The organism is Treponema sp., assembly GCF_052169735.1.
GTDB lineage: Bacteria > Spirochaetota > Spirochaetia > Treponematales > Treponemataceae > Treponema.
In genome coordinates, this window is record NZ_JBQNBW010000024.1 from 1 (window position 1) to 16,142 (window position 16,142).

Annotated in this window: 20 protein-coding genes; 17 read left to right on the plus strand and 3 right to left on the minus strand. The window is 42.6% G+C overall.

Annotated features, from left to right (window positions below; genetic code table 11):
- From ACTTJ8_RS05440 to ACTTJ8_RS05455, 4 genes are all read left to right on the plus strand, one after another.
- A partial coding sequence (locus ACTTJ8_RS05440; RefSeq protein ID WP_442720556.1) for a CHAP domain-containing protein occupies positions 1-318 on the plus strand: 318 nt, incomplete at its 5' end.
- Positions 319-684, plus strand: coding sequence for a hypothetical protein (locus ACTTJ8_RS05445; RefSeq protein WP_442720557.1), 366 nt, complete (start codon positions 319-321; stop codon positions 682-684).
- The gene (locus tag ACTTJ8_RS05450) at positions 681-1,052 is read left to right on the plus strand and encodes a hypothetical protein (protein WP_442720558.1); all 372 of its coding nucleotides are present in this window, start codon (positions 681-683) and stop codon (positions 1,050-1,052) included. Before ACTTJ8_RS05445 ends, ACTTJ8_RS05450 begins: the two co-directional genes overlap by 4 nt.
- A 314-nt stretch (positions 1,053-1,366) precedes the next feature.
- Positions 1,367-1,867 carry a hypothetical protein gene (locus tag ACTTJ8_RS05455; protein ID WP_442720559.1) on the plus strand — a complete coding sequence of 167 codons (501 nt, stop codon included), beginning with the start codon at positions 1,367-1,369 and terminating at the stop codon, positions 1,865-1,867.
- Between the two features lie 184 nt (positions 1,868-2,051).
- On the opposite strand, the gene ACTTJ8_RS05460 is transcribed toward ACTTJ8_RS05455, so the two are convergent.
- Positions 2,052-2,363 (minus strand): helix-turn-helix domain-containing protein, encoded by a 312-nt coding sequence (locus ACTTJ8_RS05460; protein ID WP_442720560.1) that lies wholly within the window; start codon positions 2,361-2,363, stop codon positions 2,052-2,054.
- A gap of 249 nt (positions 2,364-2,612) precedes the next feature.
- Positions 2,613-3,869, minus strand: coding sequence for an ISNCY family transposase (locus ACTTJ8_RS05465; RefSeq protein ID WP_442720561.1), 1,257 nt, complete (start codon positions 3,867-3,869; stop codon positions 2,613-2,615).
- 428 nt (positions 3,870-4,297) lie between these two features.
- Between ACTTJ8_RS05465 and murC the strand changes: the two genes are divergently transcribed.
- The 6 genes from murC to ACTTJ8_RS05495 all read left to right on the plus strand — a co-directional run bounded on the left by murC (position 4,298) and on the right by ACTTJ8_RS05495 (position 9,196).
- Positions 4,298-5,752: a UDP-N-acetylmuramate--L-alanine ligase gene (gene murC, locus ACTTJ8_RS05470; RefSeq protein ID WP_442719652.1), complete on the plus strand. Its 1,455-nt coding sequence runs from the start codon at positions 4,298-4,300 to the stop codon at positions 5,750-5,752.
- Entirely contained in the window at positions 5,749-6,615 is an 867-nt protein-coding gene (locus ACTTJ8_RS05475; protein WP_442720562.1) for a YicC/YloC family endoribonuclease, read from the plus strand. The genes murC and ACTTJ8_RS05475 overlap by 4 nt, the downstream gene beginning before the upstream one ends.
- A gap of 14 nt (positions 6,616-6,629) precedes the next feature.
- Positions 6,630-7,226 (plus strand): (d)CMP kinase, encoded by a 597-nt coding sequence (cmk, locus tag ACTTJ8_RS05480; protein ID WP_442720563.1) that lies wholly within the window; start codon positions 6,630-6,632, stop codon positions 7,224-7,226.
- A 10-nt stretch (positions 7,227-7,236) separates the two neighbouring features.
- Positions 7,237-8,049, plus strand: coding sequence for an HhH-GPD family protein (locus ACTTJ8_RS05485; RefSeq protein ID WP_442720564.1), 813 nt, complete (start codon positions 7,237-7,239; stop codon positions 8,047-8,049).
- 163 nt (positions 8,050-8,212) lie between these two features.
- A complete protein-coding gene (locus ACTTJ8_RS05490; RefSeq protein ID WP_442719656.1) occupies positions 8,213-8,500 on the plus strand; it encodes a TRL domain-containing protein in 288 nt (95 codons plus the stop codon).
- 270 nt (positions 8,501-8,770) lie between these two features.
- Positions 8,771-9,196: a hypothetical protein gene (locus ACTTJ8_RS05495; protein WP_442720565.1), complete on the plus strand. Its 426-nt coding sequence runs from the start codon at positions 8,771-8,773 to the stop codon at positions 9,194-9,196.
- A 102-nt stretch (positions 9,197-9,298) separates the two neighbouring features.
- Here ACTTJ8_RS05495 and ACTTJ8_RS05500 read toward each other — a convergent pair whose 3' ends face one another.
- Positions 9,299-9,931, minus strand: coding sequence for a TetR/AcrR family transcriptional regulator (locus ACTTJ8_RS05500; RefSeq protein ID WP_442719659.1), 633 nt, complete (start codon positions 9,929-9,931; stop codon positions 9,299-9,301).
- Positions 9,932-10,326: 395 nt separating this feature from the next.
- On the opposite strand from ACTTJ8_RS05500, the gene ACTTJ8_RS05505 reads away from it, so the two are divergent.
- From ACTTJ8_RS05505 to ACTTJ8_RS05535, 7 genes are all read left to right on the plus strand, one after another.
- Entirely contained in the window at positions 10,327-11,724 is a 1,398-nt protein-coding gene (locus tag ACTTJ8_RS05505; protein ID WP_442720566.1) for a flagellar hook-length control protein FliK, read from the plus strand.
- Positions 11,725-11,740: 16 nt separating this feature from the next.
- Positions 11,741-12,226: a flagellar hook assembly protein FlgD gene (flgD, locus tag ACTTJ8_RS05510; RefSeq protein ID WP_442716419.1), complete on the plus strand. Its 486-nt coding sequence runs from the start codon at positions 11,741-11,743 to the stop codon at positions 12,224-12,226.
- 75 nt (positions 12,227-12,301) lie between these two features.
- Positions 12,302-13,693, plus strand: a complete 1,392-nt coding sequence (flgE, locus tag ACTTJ8_RS05515; protein ID WP_442716418.1) for a flagellar hook protein FlgE — start codon at positions 12,302-12,304, stop codon at positions 13,691-13,693.
- Between the two features lie 23 nt (positions 13,694-13,716).
- Positions 13,717-13,914, plus strand: coding sequence for a flagellar FlbD family protein (locus ACTTJ8_RS05520; RefSeq protein WP_442716417.1), 198 nt, complete (start codon positions 13,717-13,719; stop codon positions 13,912-13,914).
- A gap of 18 nt (positions 13,915-13,932) precedes the next feature.
- A complete protein-coding gene (locus ACTTJ8_RS05525) occupies positions 13,933-14,712 on the plus strand; it encodes a motility protein A (RefSeq protein WP_442720567.1) in 780 nt (259 codons plus the stop codon).
- Between the two features lie 3 nt (positions 14,713-14,715).
- The gene (motB, locus tag ACTTJ8_RS05530) at positions 14,716-15,432 is read left to right on the plus strand and encodes a flagellar motor protein MotB (RefSeq protein ID WP_442716415.1); all 717 of its coding nucleotides are present in this window, start codon (positions 14,716-14,718) and stop codon (positions 15,430-15,432) included.
- 151 nt (positions 15,433-15,583) lie between these two features.
- The gene (locus ACTTJ8_RS05535) at positions 15,584-16,135 is read left to right on the plus strand and encodes a flagellar basal body-associated FliL family protein (RefSeq protein WP_442719313.1); all 552 of its coding nucleotides are present in this window, start codon (positions 15,584-15,586) and stop codon (positions 16,133-16,135) included.
- Positions 16,136-16,142 lie beyond the last annotated feature (7 nt).

The following is a 16,142-nucleotide window of genomic DNA, read 5'->3' on the forward strand; positions in this document are numbered from 1 at the left end:
TTTCCTCCTCTCTTTTTCGGCAATTTTGGCACTGCACTTTTATTGTATCATTCCATTACCAAGTATGACACAATGCCGCTTGAACAAAAGTATTTTGATAAGTTGGTATATGCAGGCGGAAAACCGGAAAAAGGCGATATCGTTATCCTCTCTCCAACAAAAGGCAATAAATACGGACACGTCGCGATTGTCCTTGATGCAAGTTCGGAAGAGATCGCCGTCTTTGAACAGGATGGGTTTAAACAAGATGGGGCGCATGTTGCTTCATGGCCGTATCGCAGAGTGTTAGGTTTTTTGAGGAAAAGAGAGGGTATATAAATGAAAATATTGTTATTACAAACATTAAATCAACTGATTTTTTATATCTTTTTTCCATTCACAATAGCAGGACTCATTTTAGAATTTAGTTTAATCCCCTTTGTTTGTTTTGAATATAAACTTGATTCTTTTTATTGTGATGAATATTGGAAAGTCAAAAAGAATAAACAAAAACGAATATTCTTATTTTTATTATGGGGATTTAAAAATATGATAGCTTTGATTTTCTTTCCGATTACTCTTATAGAATTTATTCTAATTCATCTGTCTCAGCCTTTTATGGATTTTCGAGATATCATTGAATGGCGTTGCTGTATTGAAGTACGAAAACAATGGGAAGAAAAACAAAAAAGGAGCGGTGAATGAATGAAAAGAATGTTTTTATTGTTTGCCTTATCTTTTTTTTGTTATTTACTCTTTCCGGCTGCTGCACAGGAGCCGGAATACGTGATAACGGAAGCAGAGCTTATCAGGTTAGAGAGCATATCGGAGAACTTAGCGAGAGACAGACAGAGTCTGCAATCGCAAGCGAACAGCTTAACGGAACGCTTGAGGATGCAAGAGAGCAAAGCGAAAGCCTTAGCGGTGAGCTTACTAGAAGCAGAGAGCAAAGCGAACTCCTTGAACAGTCAATTACAAACGGAGCGAGCGAGCTTGAAAGCCTTGCGGCAATCTTACAACAAATTCGAGCAAGAGGCGGCAAGCCGGATAGCAGAAAAGCAAGCGATAATTGATAAACAAAAGGACAAGCTGCACCGGCGGATGATTGCCGTTATAACACTTTCGGCAATACTAACAATAATACTTTTTGCAATAGGCGCAAAATACTTTTTAAAATATAAGTTCAGCCTTTTCCACCCTCCCTAGAGGTTGGACATAAAACGGCAGTTGTCAAATATTCTTTGATAACTGCTGTACAGTTTTATAATGCGATAAGGACTTTGAACTACGATGTATAAACGGAATGCCCTTACCATTAAAAAATCAAAGTTCCTTATTTTGGATGTAAGGGCATACTTTTTTCACTATCTTAAAGGATTTTAATGCTATGACGTTTGATAAACGGATTATTGCAGCATTGCGGGAATGCAAAAGTGAACAGCAGATAAAAGAGGCCTTTAATCGATTTAGGATTACCGATATTGCAGAAAAACAACGGTACTTGACCTATGCGATGTATGCGCCGTCTTATTTTTTTAGCCCCTCAACCCCTCCGACAGATGAGCAGTTGTATGAATTTACGGTCTTCCATTTTATCACCGGCTATTGGCGGCTTACTCCCTTCTATGAAAAGTTAGGATTGGTAAAAAAGCCGTTAAGTGAAGCCGATAACCGGATGCTTAAAAAACTCAATACCTGCACGTCCCAGCAAGACATTGATGCCGTTTTTGACGAGGAAGGAATACACGGGTACAATGAACGCTGCAATATTTTAAGGCGTTGTATGCGCGTACAAGGGATACTCGGAGATGCCGGTATTTCCTCTGAAAAAGATGATTACGCGTTTGACTGTGCCGTCTTTCTGGAAGGTTCTTGGCGGGATGTGTAAAATGCACAATACGGATATAGAAGTACTGAAAAAAGGAAATAGAAGAACTTGGTATTATCTATATTGAAGCTAACGGTTCTCTAAGTGTCGATATTCTTAGGAATGTTATTCAAGTCGTTAAAAATATAGACCGCGATTTTGATAAAATTGCACATTAAGTTTTCGTACAGCTTGAGGCTTTGCTTTAAAATACGTCTAAAGAATCTACTACAGCTTGCACTATACTCCGTTTCTTTGCACAAAGCTTTGAAACCGTATAGGCAAGTTCATCTGTTTTATCGATATTAGAGATATGACCTGTTACAAGATATTCAACGGTAACACCTAAAATATCTGCAATTTTGACTGCAACATCAGCTCTCGGCAAGGCACCGGTAATTTTCCATGTTGATATTCCGTTTGAGCTTATCCCTGCTTTTTTGGCAAGGTCTTTTTGCTGTAAGCCACGATCTGCCATCAGCCTTTCAAGCCGTTTAATAAAAGTTTCGCTATCCATACAACAATATGATTATCGGAGTAAAATCCTGTTTTTACACTATTACTGCATAATCAACAATTCAAATAAGAAACAATGTCATAAAAATATTCTTAAAAACGATCTGATTATTGACTAAATCTGTAATAAGAATTATAGTAACATCGATTCTTGGATCAGAGAATCTGAGAGTTCTTCTAACCCGTCCGTCGTTGCTGGTCAGAGCACGGCGGACACTTTTTTATGGTGAACGATTTTAGCCGGTTAGACTTAAGCGCTTATCTTCTTTGCGTCGGTAAGCATATATTGATAGATTATATTTTTAAGCGATGTACTCATTTGTTCGCCTATTCCATCGGTTAAATCTTCAAGCAGTTTTACAGATCGGTACACACCATCTACAAGGGCTTTTATGCCGTCTTTGTATACGCAAATCTCTATCGTTTTCTTTGCACAGTGGGGTGCTTCAATTTGAAACTTATATCCTTGAAAAGAAATGACACCGGAATTATTTGTTGTTCGCTCAAATTTTGAGCAGACAAGCTCTTTATAATTTTTTTGAGGCTCTCTCCATATTGCTTTTTTTTCTCGCTTGATTGCAAATTCATCATTAAAAATCTTGATAAAATTTTTTTTCAGAAAGGCATTTGCTGCTTCAATTGTCTTGATTTTATATCTTTTGAAATACCACGGTAAGCGACCTTGAATCGTGCGCCACATTCTTTCTACACGTCCTTTTGCTTGCGGCGACCATGCTAATATCTGCTTTATCTGCAGCTCATCAAGAATTCGTTGCCATTGAGTACGTTTTTCATGAATTCCTTTGAGTTGTTCGTGTGTAGAGAGTTTATCTTTATCTTTTGGATTTACACAGAAAATTGCAGATCGATCGGAGTATAATTCTAACATTACCCCATGATTATCTATTGTTTGCTCTAGTATATCGTAATAGCCGTATGAACATTCGTTTTCGGTCATACATAGTCCTGTTATGCAGCCTTCAGCATCCTCAATTGCTCCGTGCAGCGCGTAATATGTGGTGTCTCCGCACCATTCGAACCATTGATACGGCGTTGCGTCAATTTGTACCAATTCTCCGGCTCGTTCTCTTCTATATCGTGGTCGGTGTACTGGCTTATTCTTTTTTACTTTGCGCTTCTCAGAAGACACGATGCCGTTTTTTGTAAGTATGTTATAGACTGTCTTGTATGAATAGTGCAGGTCATAAAATTCATCTAATGCTTTAACGAAAAAATGAAAATTGAAGCCTAAAAACTCGGTTTTGTAGATATTGACGATCTGTCTTTTTATGTTATTTGGGATTCTGTTTTTCGGCTTCATTCCTTTATGCCTGTTCTCAAAAGCTTTTGCTCCTTGCTTTGCGTATTTCTTTTTGATGTTTGTAAGCTGTCTTGTAGAATAGCCGGTAATAAAAGCAACTTGTTTTAAGGTAAAGTTCCCGTCTTGCAATCCTTTAATGTAAAATTCAAAATTCTCTTTGTTTTTAGGGTGTTTAACCGTACGCATAGTATCACCTCCGCCTTAAATATCGACAGAAAATAATGTTTATTAAGTCTTTTATGTTTACGGTTGCAACCTGCCAACCGTAAATTATTTTATGGGTGCGTAGTATAGTCATAGTATAGATTAGGATACTACAGGGTAGCACAAATATGTGCGAAATTCCATGCATTCTGATTGCGTGCTTTTGTTGATGTTTTGTTAGTATTTATTTACATATGTTTGTAGAGCTATGCTTGTCTCTGTACCAAAATTTCGGCTATTTTTCACAGACAAACATTCAAAAAAAGCACTAGAAATTAACAAAAACTATTGACAGTCTATCGGTTCGGTCTTGTAAGAAAATGCATTAAGTTAGGGCTGTCCGAAAACTTCATTTTTAGAATGATATTCTATCCTTGTTAAAAATCAAAATATCATTTATCATATCTACTATGACAGAAACTCGTTTGCCAGAAAATCTCTCCGGTTATCATATTCACATGATCGGCATCAAAGGAACGGGTATGGCAGCTTTGGCGGAACTGCTTGTTTCGCGGGGCGCACACATAACCGGCAGCGATGTCAGCGATGAATTTTACACTGATGCACTATTAAAAAAGCTCAATATACCGGTCAGCAGTCCCTTTGATCCTTCGAATATTCCTGCTGCAACCCGTCTGATTATCTATTCTACTGCGTATACGCCGGATAAAAATCCCGAACTGCATGCTGCAGCGGAGAAAAATTTGCCGAGGATGAGCTACCCTGAAGCACTGGGAGCTTTTTCCGAACACAGCTATTCTGCCGGAGTTGCAGGGGTACATGGAAAAACAACCACAACCGGCATTATCGGAACACTGCTCAAAAACAGCGGCTTAGAAGCATCCGTGTTGGCTGGCAGCGCAGTTTCCAACTTCGGCGGCAGCTGTACGGTTATCAATGGATCAAAATATTTTGTGGCGGAAACCTGCGAATACAAGCGGAATTTTTTACTCTTTCATCCGCAAAAAATCGTCCTTACCAGTATCGAAAGTGATCATCAGGACTATTATCCCAAATATGAAGATATCTTAACCGCATTTTTACAGTATATAGACAGGCTTCCTCAATTTAGCGAGTTGTTTTATTGTGCTGATGATGAGGGCGCCTGCGATGCAGCAAGGTTAATCTTTTCTTCCCGTCCCGATCTTATCTTGACCCCTTACGGCAAAACCGCACGGGGAGATTACGGCATTAAAATACATGGCATTCAAAACGGTCAATCTGTTTTTTCACTGCGGGGCTTTGCCGGAGAATTTCATATAGGAATCCCCGGAGAGCACAATATATTGAATGCAGCAGGAGCAATAGCGCTTGTTGTCAGTTTAATTAAGCAAGAAAGGAACGAAATTACCCTTGCCGATCTGACTGCAATACGCAATAGCCTTGCATCGTTTAAGGGAGCAAAGCGGCGGAGCGAAATTGTGGGAGAGGTAAACGGCATCCTCTTTATGGATGATTACGGACACCATCCAACCGCAATCCGGAAAACACTCAAAGGTATACATGACTTTTATCCTGAGCGGCGTATTATTGCCGACTTTATGTCCCACACCTATTCCCGTACGGCAGCGCTGCTCACAGAATTTGCCGATTCGTTTGACTATGCCGATACGGTTATTCTGCATAAGATTTATGCATCGGCACGGGAAAAATACACAGGGGAGATAAGCGGCAGAACGCTGTATGAACAAATGAAAAAATGGCGGAAAAACGTCTACTATTTTGATGAAATTATGGAAGCAAAAGATTTTATAAAAAATGAATTACGGCAGGGGGACTTATTTATCACTGTCGGCGCCGGAGACAATTGGAAACTAGGGAGAGCCATTTATACTGAACTTTTGGAAAAGGCGGTACACGTATGAGAAGCATGACCGGCTATGCATATTGCGACAGCATCGTACACAACACCGATATATCGTGTGAGCTGAAAAGCTATAACTCCCGTTTTTTGGACTTGACGATTAACGTTCCGCAGTCTATGGCTCAGCTGGAACCTTTTTTGCGTAAGTTTCTTACTCGGCACATTATCCGCGGTAAGGTTGATTTTTATCTGCGTATTAAAAAAACGTATGAAAATCAAGCGATTACGCCGAATATTTCCTTAGCTCGGTCATATTATCGGTCTGTTTCCGAAATTGCCCGTAGTTTAGGAATGGAAGATCAGGTAAGTCTTGACCTCATTTTGCGGCAGGAAGGCATACTGCAGATGGACAGGACCTTTAACGCAGACCAGTGGCAGCAGGATTTACAGCCGATACTAGACCTCATTATTGAGCATTTTAACCGGACAAGAATTGAAGAAGGAAAGGCTCTTAAAGCTGATATGCAGAAAATGCTTACCACCCTTTCCCAGGCTATCGAAGAGATTGAAACAAATGCAGCGCAGATGGAAGCTATTTTTTCTGCAACACTGAAAAAACGTTTCGCCGAACTGCTGGAGCATGAACCGGATGAGCAGAGAGTCATGCAGGAAATAGCAGTATTGCTTGTTAAGTACACCATCAACGAAGAAATTATCCGTGCAAAGGCGCATATCAATGCCTTGCAAAAAGAAATAACTGAAAACGAAACGCCGGGAAGAAAGATCGATTTTCTGTGTCAAGAAATAAACCGGGAGGTGAATACCATCGGTTCAAAAAATCAGCTTACGGCTATCGGACAGGCTGTTATCGCTGCAAAAGATGCTCTCGAAAATATCCGCGAGCAAGCCCATAATGTAGAATAAGCGGGGTAAAGCAGATGGATACAAAAAGTTTTACGCCTGAGAGTACTCTTTACCGCATACCGGCAGGAAAAAATGTACGAATCGCTATTTCCGGAGCATCGGGCTGCGGGAACACCACTGTCTCTACTCTTCTTGCACAAATACTCGGTATTCCGTGCATCAACTATACCTTCAGAACACTTGCAAAAGAACTGAACATGCCGTTACGGGATATCATTGAGCAGGCAAAAACAGACTTCCGGTTTGACCGTCTTGTTGATGAGCGTCAAGTTGAACAGGCAATGCAAAAGTCATGCGTACTCGGTTCCCGGCTTGCGATTTGGCTGCTCAAAGCAGCTGACCTGAAGGTCTACTTATACGCATCCGAGGATGTTCGGGTTGGACGTATTTTGCAGCGGGAAGGGGGCAGCGCTGAGACTATCCGTGCGTTTACCAATATGCGCGACAGTGATGATACCCGGCGGTACAAAGAACTCTACAATATAGACAACACCGATTATGCCTTTGCCGATCTTATCATCGACACCGAGCGCTACCAGCCCGATATAATCGTCGAGCTGATTGTAGATGCGCTCTTGCGGAAGTCTCTTATTCAGCCTCGGAACGAATGATCCCCGTTTTATGAATACCATTCTCTATACCGATTTTCAAAAGACGATTTTGGATTACTATGCAGCGCACGGAAGGTCTTTTCCGTGGCGTACTACTCAAGATCCATACGCTATCCTTGTTTCGGAGTTTATGCTGCAGCAGACACAAACGGAACGGGTTGTAGAAAAATACAAGCGCTGGCTGGAGGTGTTTCCTACCGCAGCAGACCTCGCTGCAGCATCCTTTGTGCAAGTGCTGGAGCAATGGGTTGGTTTGGGGTATAACCGCCGCGCTCGTTTTTTGCATCAATGCGCACAAACCATTATGCAGAAACACAACGGATGTGTCCCCGAAGATACCGAAGTTCTGCAAAGCCTTCCGGGAATCGGTCCCTACACTGCGGCTGCCGTTTCTACTTTTGCATACAATAAACCCAATGCCCTTATCGAAACCAATATCCGGGCAGTGTATATTTTCTTCTTTTTTAAAGATCATAATTCCGTAAGCGATAAGGATTTATTCCCCCATATCAAAGCCTCCGTGTATACTGAAAACCCGCGGCTTTGGTACTATGCTCTTATGGATTATGGGGCAGCCTTAAAAAAAGTAATTGTCAATCCAAACCGGAAGAGTAAGCATTACACCAAACAGTCCCAGTTTGAAGGCTCTGTACGGCAAGCCCGCGGTGCGGTAATCCGTAGTTTGACGGAACAGAACGGACAAGCATATACAGAGTTATATGCAAACACCCGGACGGAACAGCCACTTTTTGATAAAGCCCTTGAAGGACTTATTTATGAAGGCTTTGTTGCAGAAAGCGGAGGGATTTACTCTATCAGGTAGGATGCGGCGCACGAGAATGTTACTCCCTTCCGCAATTTATTTTTTTTCATTTATATCTTGCTTTATGCAATGATTCGTGTTATTATAGCATTATCTTTGCTTTAGGCAAAGTGTTATCTTTCATGCACCATATTTTTGTGCATGATGTGAAGGAGAACTTTTTATGAAAAAAGGTTTATTTGCTTTAGCTGCATTGGCATTAGCACTTTTTGTTGCTTCCTGCTCCACTACACAGCCTGTAGCAGGAGCTACCGGTATGGTCGGCAGCAAAACAGGTGAGGCATCACAGGCATTTTTTGCCGCCTTCCCCCTCAAAGGTGAAGGCGGAATTCTGCAGGCTGCTAAAAACGGCGGTATTACCAAAGTAGGTACCGTTGATCTTCGGATTGACTGGCCGGCAAGTCCTGCTATCCCCTATATGGTAGTTACAACTGTAGTTTCCGGAGAGTAGTCTAATATTTTTTAGGAAACGGGGCGCTTCCAGCTTTATCATACAAGAAAGTTGGAAGCGCTTTATTTTAAAAATGAGAGCAGGAAGCTCTAAAACCCGAAGTTTTTAGAGAGTTCCCTTAGATTCCTTTTGCGATTTTTTTTGACTGAAATAAGATAGGGTAAGGCTATGAAAAAATTAATTCTTTTATTTTGTATAATAACTGTGATTTTATCCTCCTCATGTGTAACGGCATATACAAGAGATAAAGAAAAAGTTCTTACTGCATATATGGAATCAAAAAACTTAAAATATTATATCCGTCCAGGAAAGATGACTGCCGAGCATACAAATGTCGATGCGTATATCATGATCGATTTTTCATATCAAATGAATAAGCGTGTATATGTTTCCGATGCCTATACTAATTTTACTTGTTATAATCGTTTAGGTTCCTTTATCGAAACCGCTGCTTTTGTACTGCCTACAAGCGGAGAAGAAATTCCTCTTACCGGTATTTCGACTTTGGATAGAGATGTAAAAAAAGGCTTTATCAGAGTTTCTACAATTCTGGAAAATCAATACGTTGAAAAAGTTTTAAAGGCACTCCATGAGTCCTGCTGCGTGCTAAGTCTTACTTTTGACGATGGGAGTACACAATCATTTGTCGCTACCGATGATTTAAAAGCCCGCATTTTTGATGCCTTTTCCAAATAATATTCGGGAGTGATCTAATCAACAACCTCGGCGCAAGGCGTTGGGTAACAGAAAACAAAAATAACGGTAAAACGCAATACTCAGCGGATAGAAGTTTCTGTATTATTTTTCCGGCTGCATAATTTTTGTCCAGCAAAAATAGGTTACATCTGTTAGAATATCCATGAAGGAGAGAGCTTTTTCATAGGAATATTCATGCGTGATAATTTCAAAAAACGGCGTTAAGGCAGTGCTATATATCAAGTGCAGCTGATCATCGTTCAAAGGACTTATCCGTATTCCTTGCATTGTTAAGTCACCCATAAGTTTTTTACATGCTGCAACATCTGCCATTACAAATTCATGACGAATATTTTCGTATTTTGTTCCTGCCGAACGGTTAAACAAAAGCGTAAACTCGTCAAAGCGGTTATAAACAAGCGTATATAAATTCTGTATCGATATGCGTATTGCCTCTTTTATTGCCGGCGCGCTTTCTGTTTTGAAAAGCTGTATTGCGATTTCGGAAAAATCGGCACCGATGCTGAGGGTTTGAGTGATAAGCGGCTGCACCAATGCCTCAAAGATTGCCGCCTTTGATGGAAAGTGTTTATATAAGGCGCCCGCCGTTATGCCTGTCATCGCTGCAATGGAACGCATAGAGGCCTTGTCAAAACCTTTTTGCAAAAATTCTGTTTTTGCGTTTTTGAGAATTGCGCTATAGGTTTCGCTCTTTTTTTTCGCTTCTTTCATTATCTCTATTATAGAAGGCTGTCTGCAAATTGTTAAGAGGCTATATATTAGAAGAATTTTTCTATCTATTCGCAGAATCAGTTGTTTTAAATTCTCCCTCAATAAGGTATACAAAAAAGCCGAAAATTGAAGCAAAGGCTGACTTATCAAAGGGCTTTAAGCGGTTCTGGCGGTAGAAGAAGCCTTATAATCAACAACCCCGACGCAAGCGTCGGGGTATGTTGCTCTCATAAAGTGGTTGCAGTCGGCTTTAATACCCTTTGTTACGACGCAAGCGTCGAGGTATTAAACCCTCCGCACGAATCAATGAGATATGACCTTTCGGCATGTTCCGTAATCCTGTACGCAGGAATACGGCAGCCGGGCACAATACCGCCGGTGCTTTTTATTCTATAATATTGATAGAACAATATTACCGGAATACCAAGCCTCATTACGACGAGCGGTTTTTTGGAAATACTGGAGGTTTAGTAATGCAGACACTCGATGTCCAACATGATATGCAGCAAGTCAATTACACAGAGGCTGTGCAGCAAGAAAGTCAGGATAAACAACCGGCAACGGAAACAAGCTGGAAGAGAACGTCTTTTTTTGAAATGCTGCAAAATCTGATGACAGACGATGAGTCTCTTGCTGGAGTGGAAATATCTGACTTGGATGCTGAAATGGCAGATAAGACTATGCAGAAGAAACATACTGCAATGCGGACAGAACTTGCCCGGCTGAAAAGTAAGAGCGGATCACAAAGCGGTAAATCACGGCAGTCTACCGGAGCTGATGGGCAACAAGCTGAACCTACGGGTCTCCCTGTAGATGCAGATGCCGTACTTACTGCCGAAAAAGGATTTGCAGGGAAAAATACACTTGAGTCCGGTGAGAAGCTGCTTTTGAAAAATGCGCTGACAGCCCAAGCTGAAACGAATACAGCGGCAGTAGAATCCGCTGCGGAGTCTTCCAGTGCAGCACAGCAGGTAAAAAAACAGAAAAACGGTAAAATAGATGCAGAATCCGCTGCGGGAAGCGTACTCGCATCAGCTTCCGGCACCGCCGAGTTATCCGGAAAGCAGAAAAAAAATGCCGATGAAGCCGCTTCGGACACTGTCCTCGAAAAAAGTACAAAGATTCAGCAGCCGAAACAGCAAAAACCGGTGTTTACCATTGTTGATGAGCGCACGGTACACGCAGCACCAGTTACTGCAGACGGTTCTGTCCATGAAGCAGGTGCCGGCGTGCGGGTTTCCAATACCCCATCTGTTGACATGGCTGCGGATTTCCGCGGCATGGCAGCAGGATTCGGTTCCGCTGCAAATACTGCGCAGGATGCAAAAGAGAGCAGCGCACCGAGCTTTGCCTCGTTAGTGGCTCAGCAAGTGCAGGACATGGCTCCCGACTTTGTACAGGCAGGCCGTATTGTATTACAGGACAATAACGCCGGCATTATCCGCTTGCAGATGCAGCCTGCTCATCTCGGCAGTGTTAAGATAAATCTGGAGCTGGTCAACGGTAAAAAAATCGTCGGAAAGATTATTGCCGGTTCAAAAGAAGCATACCAAGCCTTTAAAGAAAGCATCGATCAGCTTTCAAAAGCCTTTGAACAGGGAGGGTTTGCAAGCGCACAATTTGATATAAGCTGGTCTGGAGAGGGTGGTAGCCATCAATCCGGAGAAGATAATGGGCAATTTAACGAATTATTTGCAAAAAAAAGCCGCGTGGAGGTAATGCAAAATAATCGTTATGCCGATATTGAAACTGTCTACGCATTCGGGCAAGATCAAGCAGTGAATGTGTTTGCGTAAGCGGAGGTAAGAAACGATGAATATCAGTACGGTAGCGCAGGGAAATGGATTTCCGATGCCTTCTTTTGAAATGAGCGGGGAAGAAAAAGCCCGGCTTAACATGGAAGTTGATACAATCAATAAAAAGAACTTTGCAGAAGGAAGGAAACCCAAGCAAGAACTGGGAAAGGATGATTTTCTCCAGCTGCTCGTTGCGCAGTTGACTCATCAGGATCCTACCAGTCCGATGGAGGACACCCAGTTTGTCGCACAGATGGCGCAGTTTACCTCCCTTGAGCAGCTGACAAACATGAATCAGAGCTTTGGAACCTTGAATAGATTGATCGGAGATTCCTCAGCAGTCAATGTAGTCGGTAAACAAGTTGATATTGAACAAAGCGGCGGTACTGTTTCGGGTACCATCACGGCGGCAACTCGCGGAGAAAACCCGCAGGTACAGGTCAACGGCAAATGGTATCCATGGTCGGGTGTGCAAACCGTTTATGCGGACGGAATCCGCTAAAAACGGCGTGTTTGTGCAAGATTGGAATAACTAAACGAGTATAATTACTTAGGGATTAAAGAGGAGCTTACAGATATGATGCGGTCGTTATTTTCCGGCGTTTCCGGAATGCAGAATCACCAAACAAGAATGGATGTTATCGGTAACAATATTGCAAACGTCAACACGACGGGCTTTAAGCGCGGACGGGTTAACTTTCAAGATTTAATTTCTCAACAGATGAGCGGGGCTTCCCGTCCTACTGAAGAGGTCGGCGGTGTCAACCCGAAAGAAGTCGGGCTTGGTATGATGGTTGCCAGTATTGACACTGTGCATACGCAAGGCGCTTTACAGTCAACCGGGGTGAATACCGATATTGCCGTACAAGGAAACGGTTTCTTTGTGCTTAAATCAGGTGAAAAGAGCTTTTATACCCGTGCCGGCGCTTTCGGTGTAGATCGCGATGGTACAATGGTAAATCCTGCAAATGGAATGCGCGTTCAAGGCTGGATGGCTCAAGAAGTGGACGGAACCCGGCTTATCAACACTTCCGCACAGACGGAAGACCTCATCATCCCGATCGGGCAGAAAATTGATGCCCGTTCAACCACCTCAGTGAACTATGCCTGTAACCTCGACAAGCGGCTGCCGGAATTACCCGAAAACGCAAACCGTGCTCAGGTGCTGGAATCAACATGGTCAACCGAATTTAAGGTATACGATACCTTCGGTGAAACCCATGAGCTGAATTTAAGCTTCTCCCGTGTTCCGGGTACCCAAAACCAATGGCTTGCAACAGTCAATGTTGACCCCGAAAACGCGGAAGCTACCGCAACCCGCACGGGAGTCGGCACCACAGACGGTACCGGAAACACGTTCACGGTAACTTTTGATAACTACGGACACCTTGCTTCCGTTACCGACACGGCGGGAAATACTTCCGCGGCAGCAGGTCAGGTACTGGTGCAGGTTTCTTATAATGTACCCGGTGCAACTGCCGGGGAAGACGGAGAAGCTGTCCGGCACACTTTTGACATTAACTTAGGTGAAATCGGCACATCCCGCAATACAATTACTCAGTTTGCAGAACGCAGCACCACCAAAGCTTATGAGCAGGACGGTTATGCAATGGGCTATCTTGAAAACTTTAAGATTGACCAAAGCGGTGTTATCACCGGTGTGTATTCCAACGGTGTAAGCCATGATATCGGACAGCTTGCAATGGCAGGATTTGCAAACCAAGGCGGTTTGGAAAAAGCGGGTGAGAATACCTATGTTCAGTCCAACAACTCCGGTATTGCAAATATTACCACATCAGGCGTAATGGGAAAGGGCAAATTGATCGCCGGCACCCTCGAAATGAGTAATGTTGACTTAACCGATCAGTTTACCGACATGATTATTACACAGCGCGGGTTCCAAGCCGGGGCAAAAACTATTCAAACTTCCGATACAATGCTTGATACTGTATTGAATCTGAAGCGGTAATAATGTAATATAACAGATACTGTATGATAAAGGTTACGCGGCTTAACGGTACGGAATATTGGATAAATCCTCATCAAATTGAAACGGTGGAGTGCAATCCTGATGTAACGCTGCACATGCTGTCAGGGAAGAGCTTTGTAATAAAAGAAAAACCTGAAGCGTTGATCGATGCAATTATTGCGTACCGTAAACGTATCGGCGGTTTTAAAAACGAAATGTAAGGGAGCTGGTGGCAAGGTATGGATATAGCATCATTTATCGGTATATTCGGCGGTCTTGGTATTGTTTTTTTCGGCGCTTTTGTAGGGGGCTCGCTTGGAGGTCTTATCGACATTCCTTCGATGTTCATTACCATCGGCGGTTCATATATGTGTTTGTTCTTAACCTATCCGCTTTCTTATACTATCGGTGTTTTTAAGGTTATGGGCAAAGTATTCAAGATTGCCGATTTTAAGGACGGGGAGACGGTGCAAAAACTGATGACTCTGTCTGAAAAAAGCCGACGTACCGGTCTGCTTGCTCTCGAAGAAGAGCTGAACGATATTGACGACCCTTTTCTAAAAGCAGGTTTGCGCAATGTAATCGATGGTATTGACGGAGCGGCAATCCGAGTCTCTATGGAAAATGAGCTGGGGCAGATGGAGGAACGCCATAATAAGTGGATTTCTGTCGTAAACGCATGGGCAACCCTGGCACCGGGTTTCGGAATGTTGGGTACGGTTATCGGTCTTATCGGTATGTTGTTAAACCTTGAAGATAAGAGTTCCTTGGGACCAAACATGGCTGTTGCTCTTGTTACAACCTTTTACGGTTCAATGATGTCTAACTGGCTGCTCATCCCGGTTGCTTCCAAGCTTACATATCAGAATAACTTAGAGGTGCGGTCAAAAGAAATGATCATAGAAGGAGTACTTGGTATTCAATCGGGAGACCATCCGCGTATTCTTGCACAGCGGCTGCTTACATACCTTGATCCTGCAGACCGTAAAAGACTGGAACCTGAGTTGGTGAAGGATTAATATATGGCACGGAAAAAGAAAGAAGTACAAGCTGCGGGAAGCGGATGGCTGACAACGTATGGCGATATGGTTACGTTAATGCTTTGCTTCTTTGTTATGCTGTATGAGCCGAGCGAAGTTGATATAACCCGCTTACAGGCATTATCTGCGTCCATCAGCGGAGATCCTACAGGAGGTTCTATTTCCTTAGCGGCAGGAAAACTTGCCGATCTCGGCAATACCATCAGTTCTATGCCTTCTATGGAAAAGGGACGGCTGCTAGGCACAGCGCTAAAAAAGGCGGTATCTTTGTTTGCGCCGGAAATAAAATCAAATAAGATCGCCGTTACCAGCGATGAACGCGGTTTGGTAATCTCTCTTGCAGCCGACTCTTTTTTTCCGCGGAATAGTGCAGAGCTTAATATAGAAGAGAGCCGTGAAACCTTGCTGAGAATAAGTCAGTTCTTATCGGATAAGGAACTGGCAACACGGCGGTTTAGAATAGAGGGTCATACCGATTCAGGTGCTTCGCTTTCTGAAACGTGGAAAAGTAATTGGGAGCTTTCATCTGCCCGTGCTATAAATGTCCTACATTATCTGACAGACTTTGGTGCACAGGAAGATAAGTTTTCGATAGCGGGATATGCAGATACCCGTCCTGTCTATTCCAATGAAACGGAAGAAGGGCGTGCCTACAATAGGCGGGTTGACATTATTATTTTGGACGATGCACATTTTTAGTGCATAATGATAGGGAAATACTTCTTATTCTATATGTATAGCAACAAAAACTATCATTAAAAGAATAAGAAAAAAAATAAAGAGGAACCTCAAAAACCATTGTTTTTGAAGATGTTCATAGGTTTATGTGTAAAAGAGAGGAGTACCCATAATGGCTGACGAGAATGCAAACTTAAATGATGATCACGGAATGGAGGACGCGTTACCCTCTGACAGTTCAGTAAAACCTAAAAAGGCTGGGCTGCTTTCTACGCTGCTCAAGTATATTGCCCTTGCACTGGCTGCTTTGATTTTTATTGTGACGGTTGTTGTTATCACGGTTAATCTGCTATCAAGGAACGGGAAATCGCATTCTGAATATCCGATAGCCGAAGAATATCGTGATTCTCGGGAAATTCTACAATATTACTCCGCGATTGAAGCAGTAAAAACCTCAACACGTGATACGGTGCCGGGTACGGTTATTGTGAAAGTAGAGCTTGGATATCCTGCAAATGATAAAGCAACACCGCAGGAACTGACGGCACGGCTTGTAGAGCTCAAGGATTTTCTCCGCTCTTACTTCCAGAACAAAACCGTTGCGGAACTCCGTCAGGAGGAAAAGATTAAAATCGAAATCCGCAATGAGATTAATGATAATATCCTATCAAAAACGAAGATAAAAGGCGTCGCTTTTACTCAATATGATATTATAGAACAGTAGGGATTGT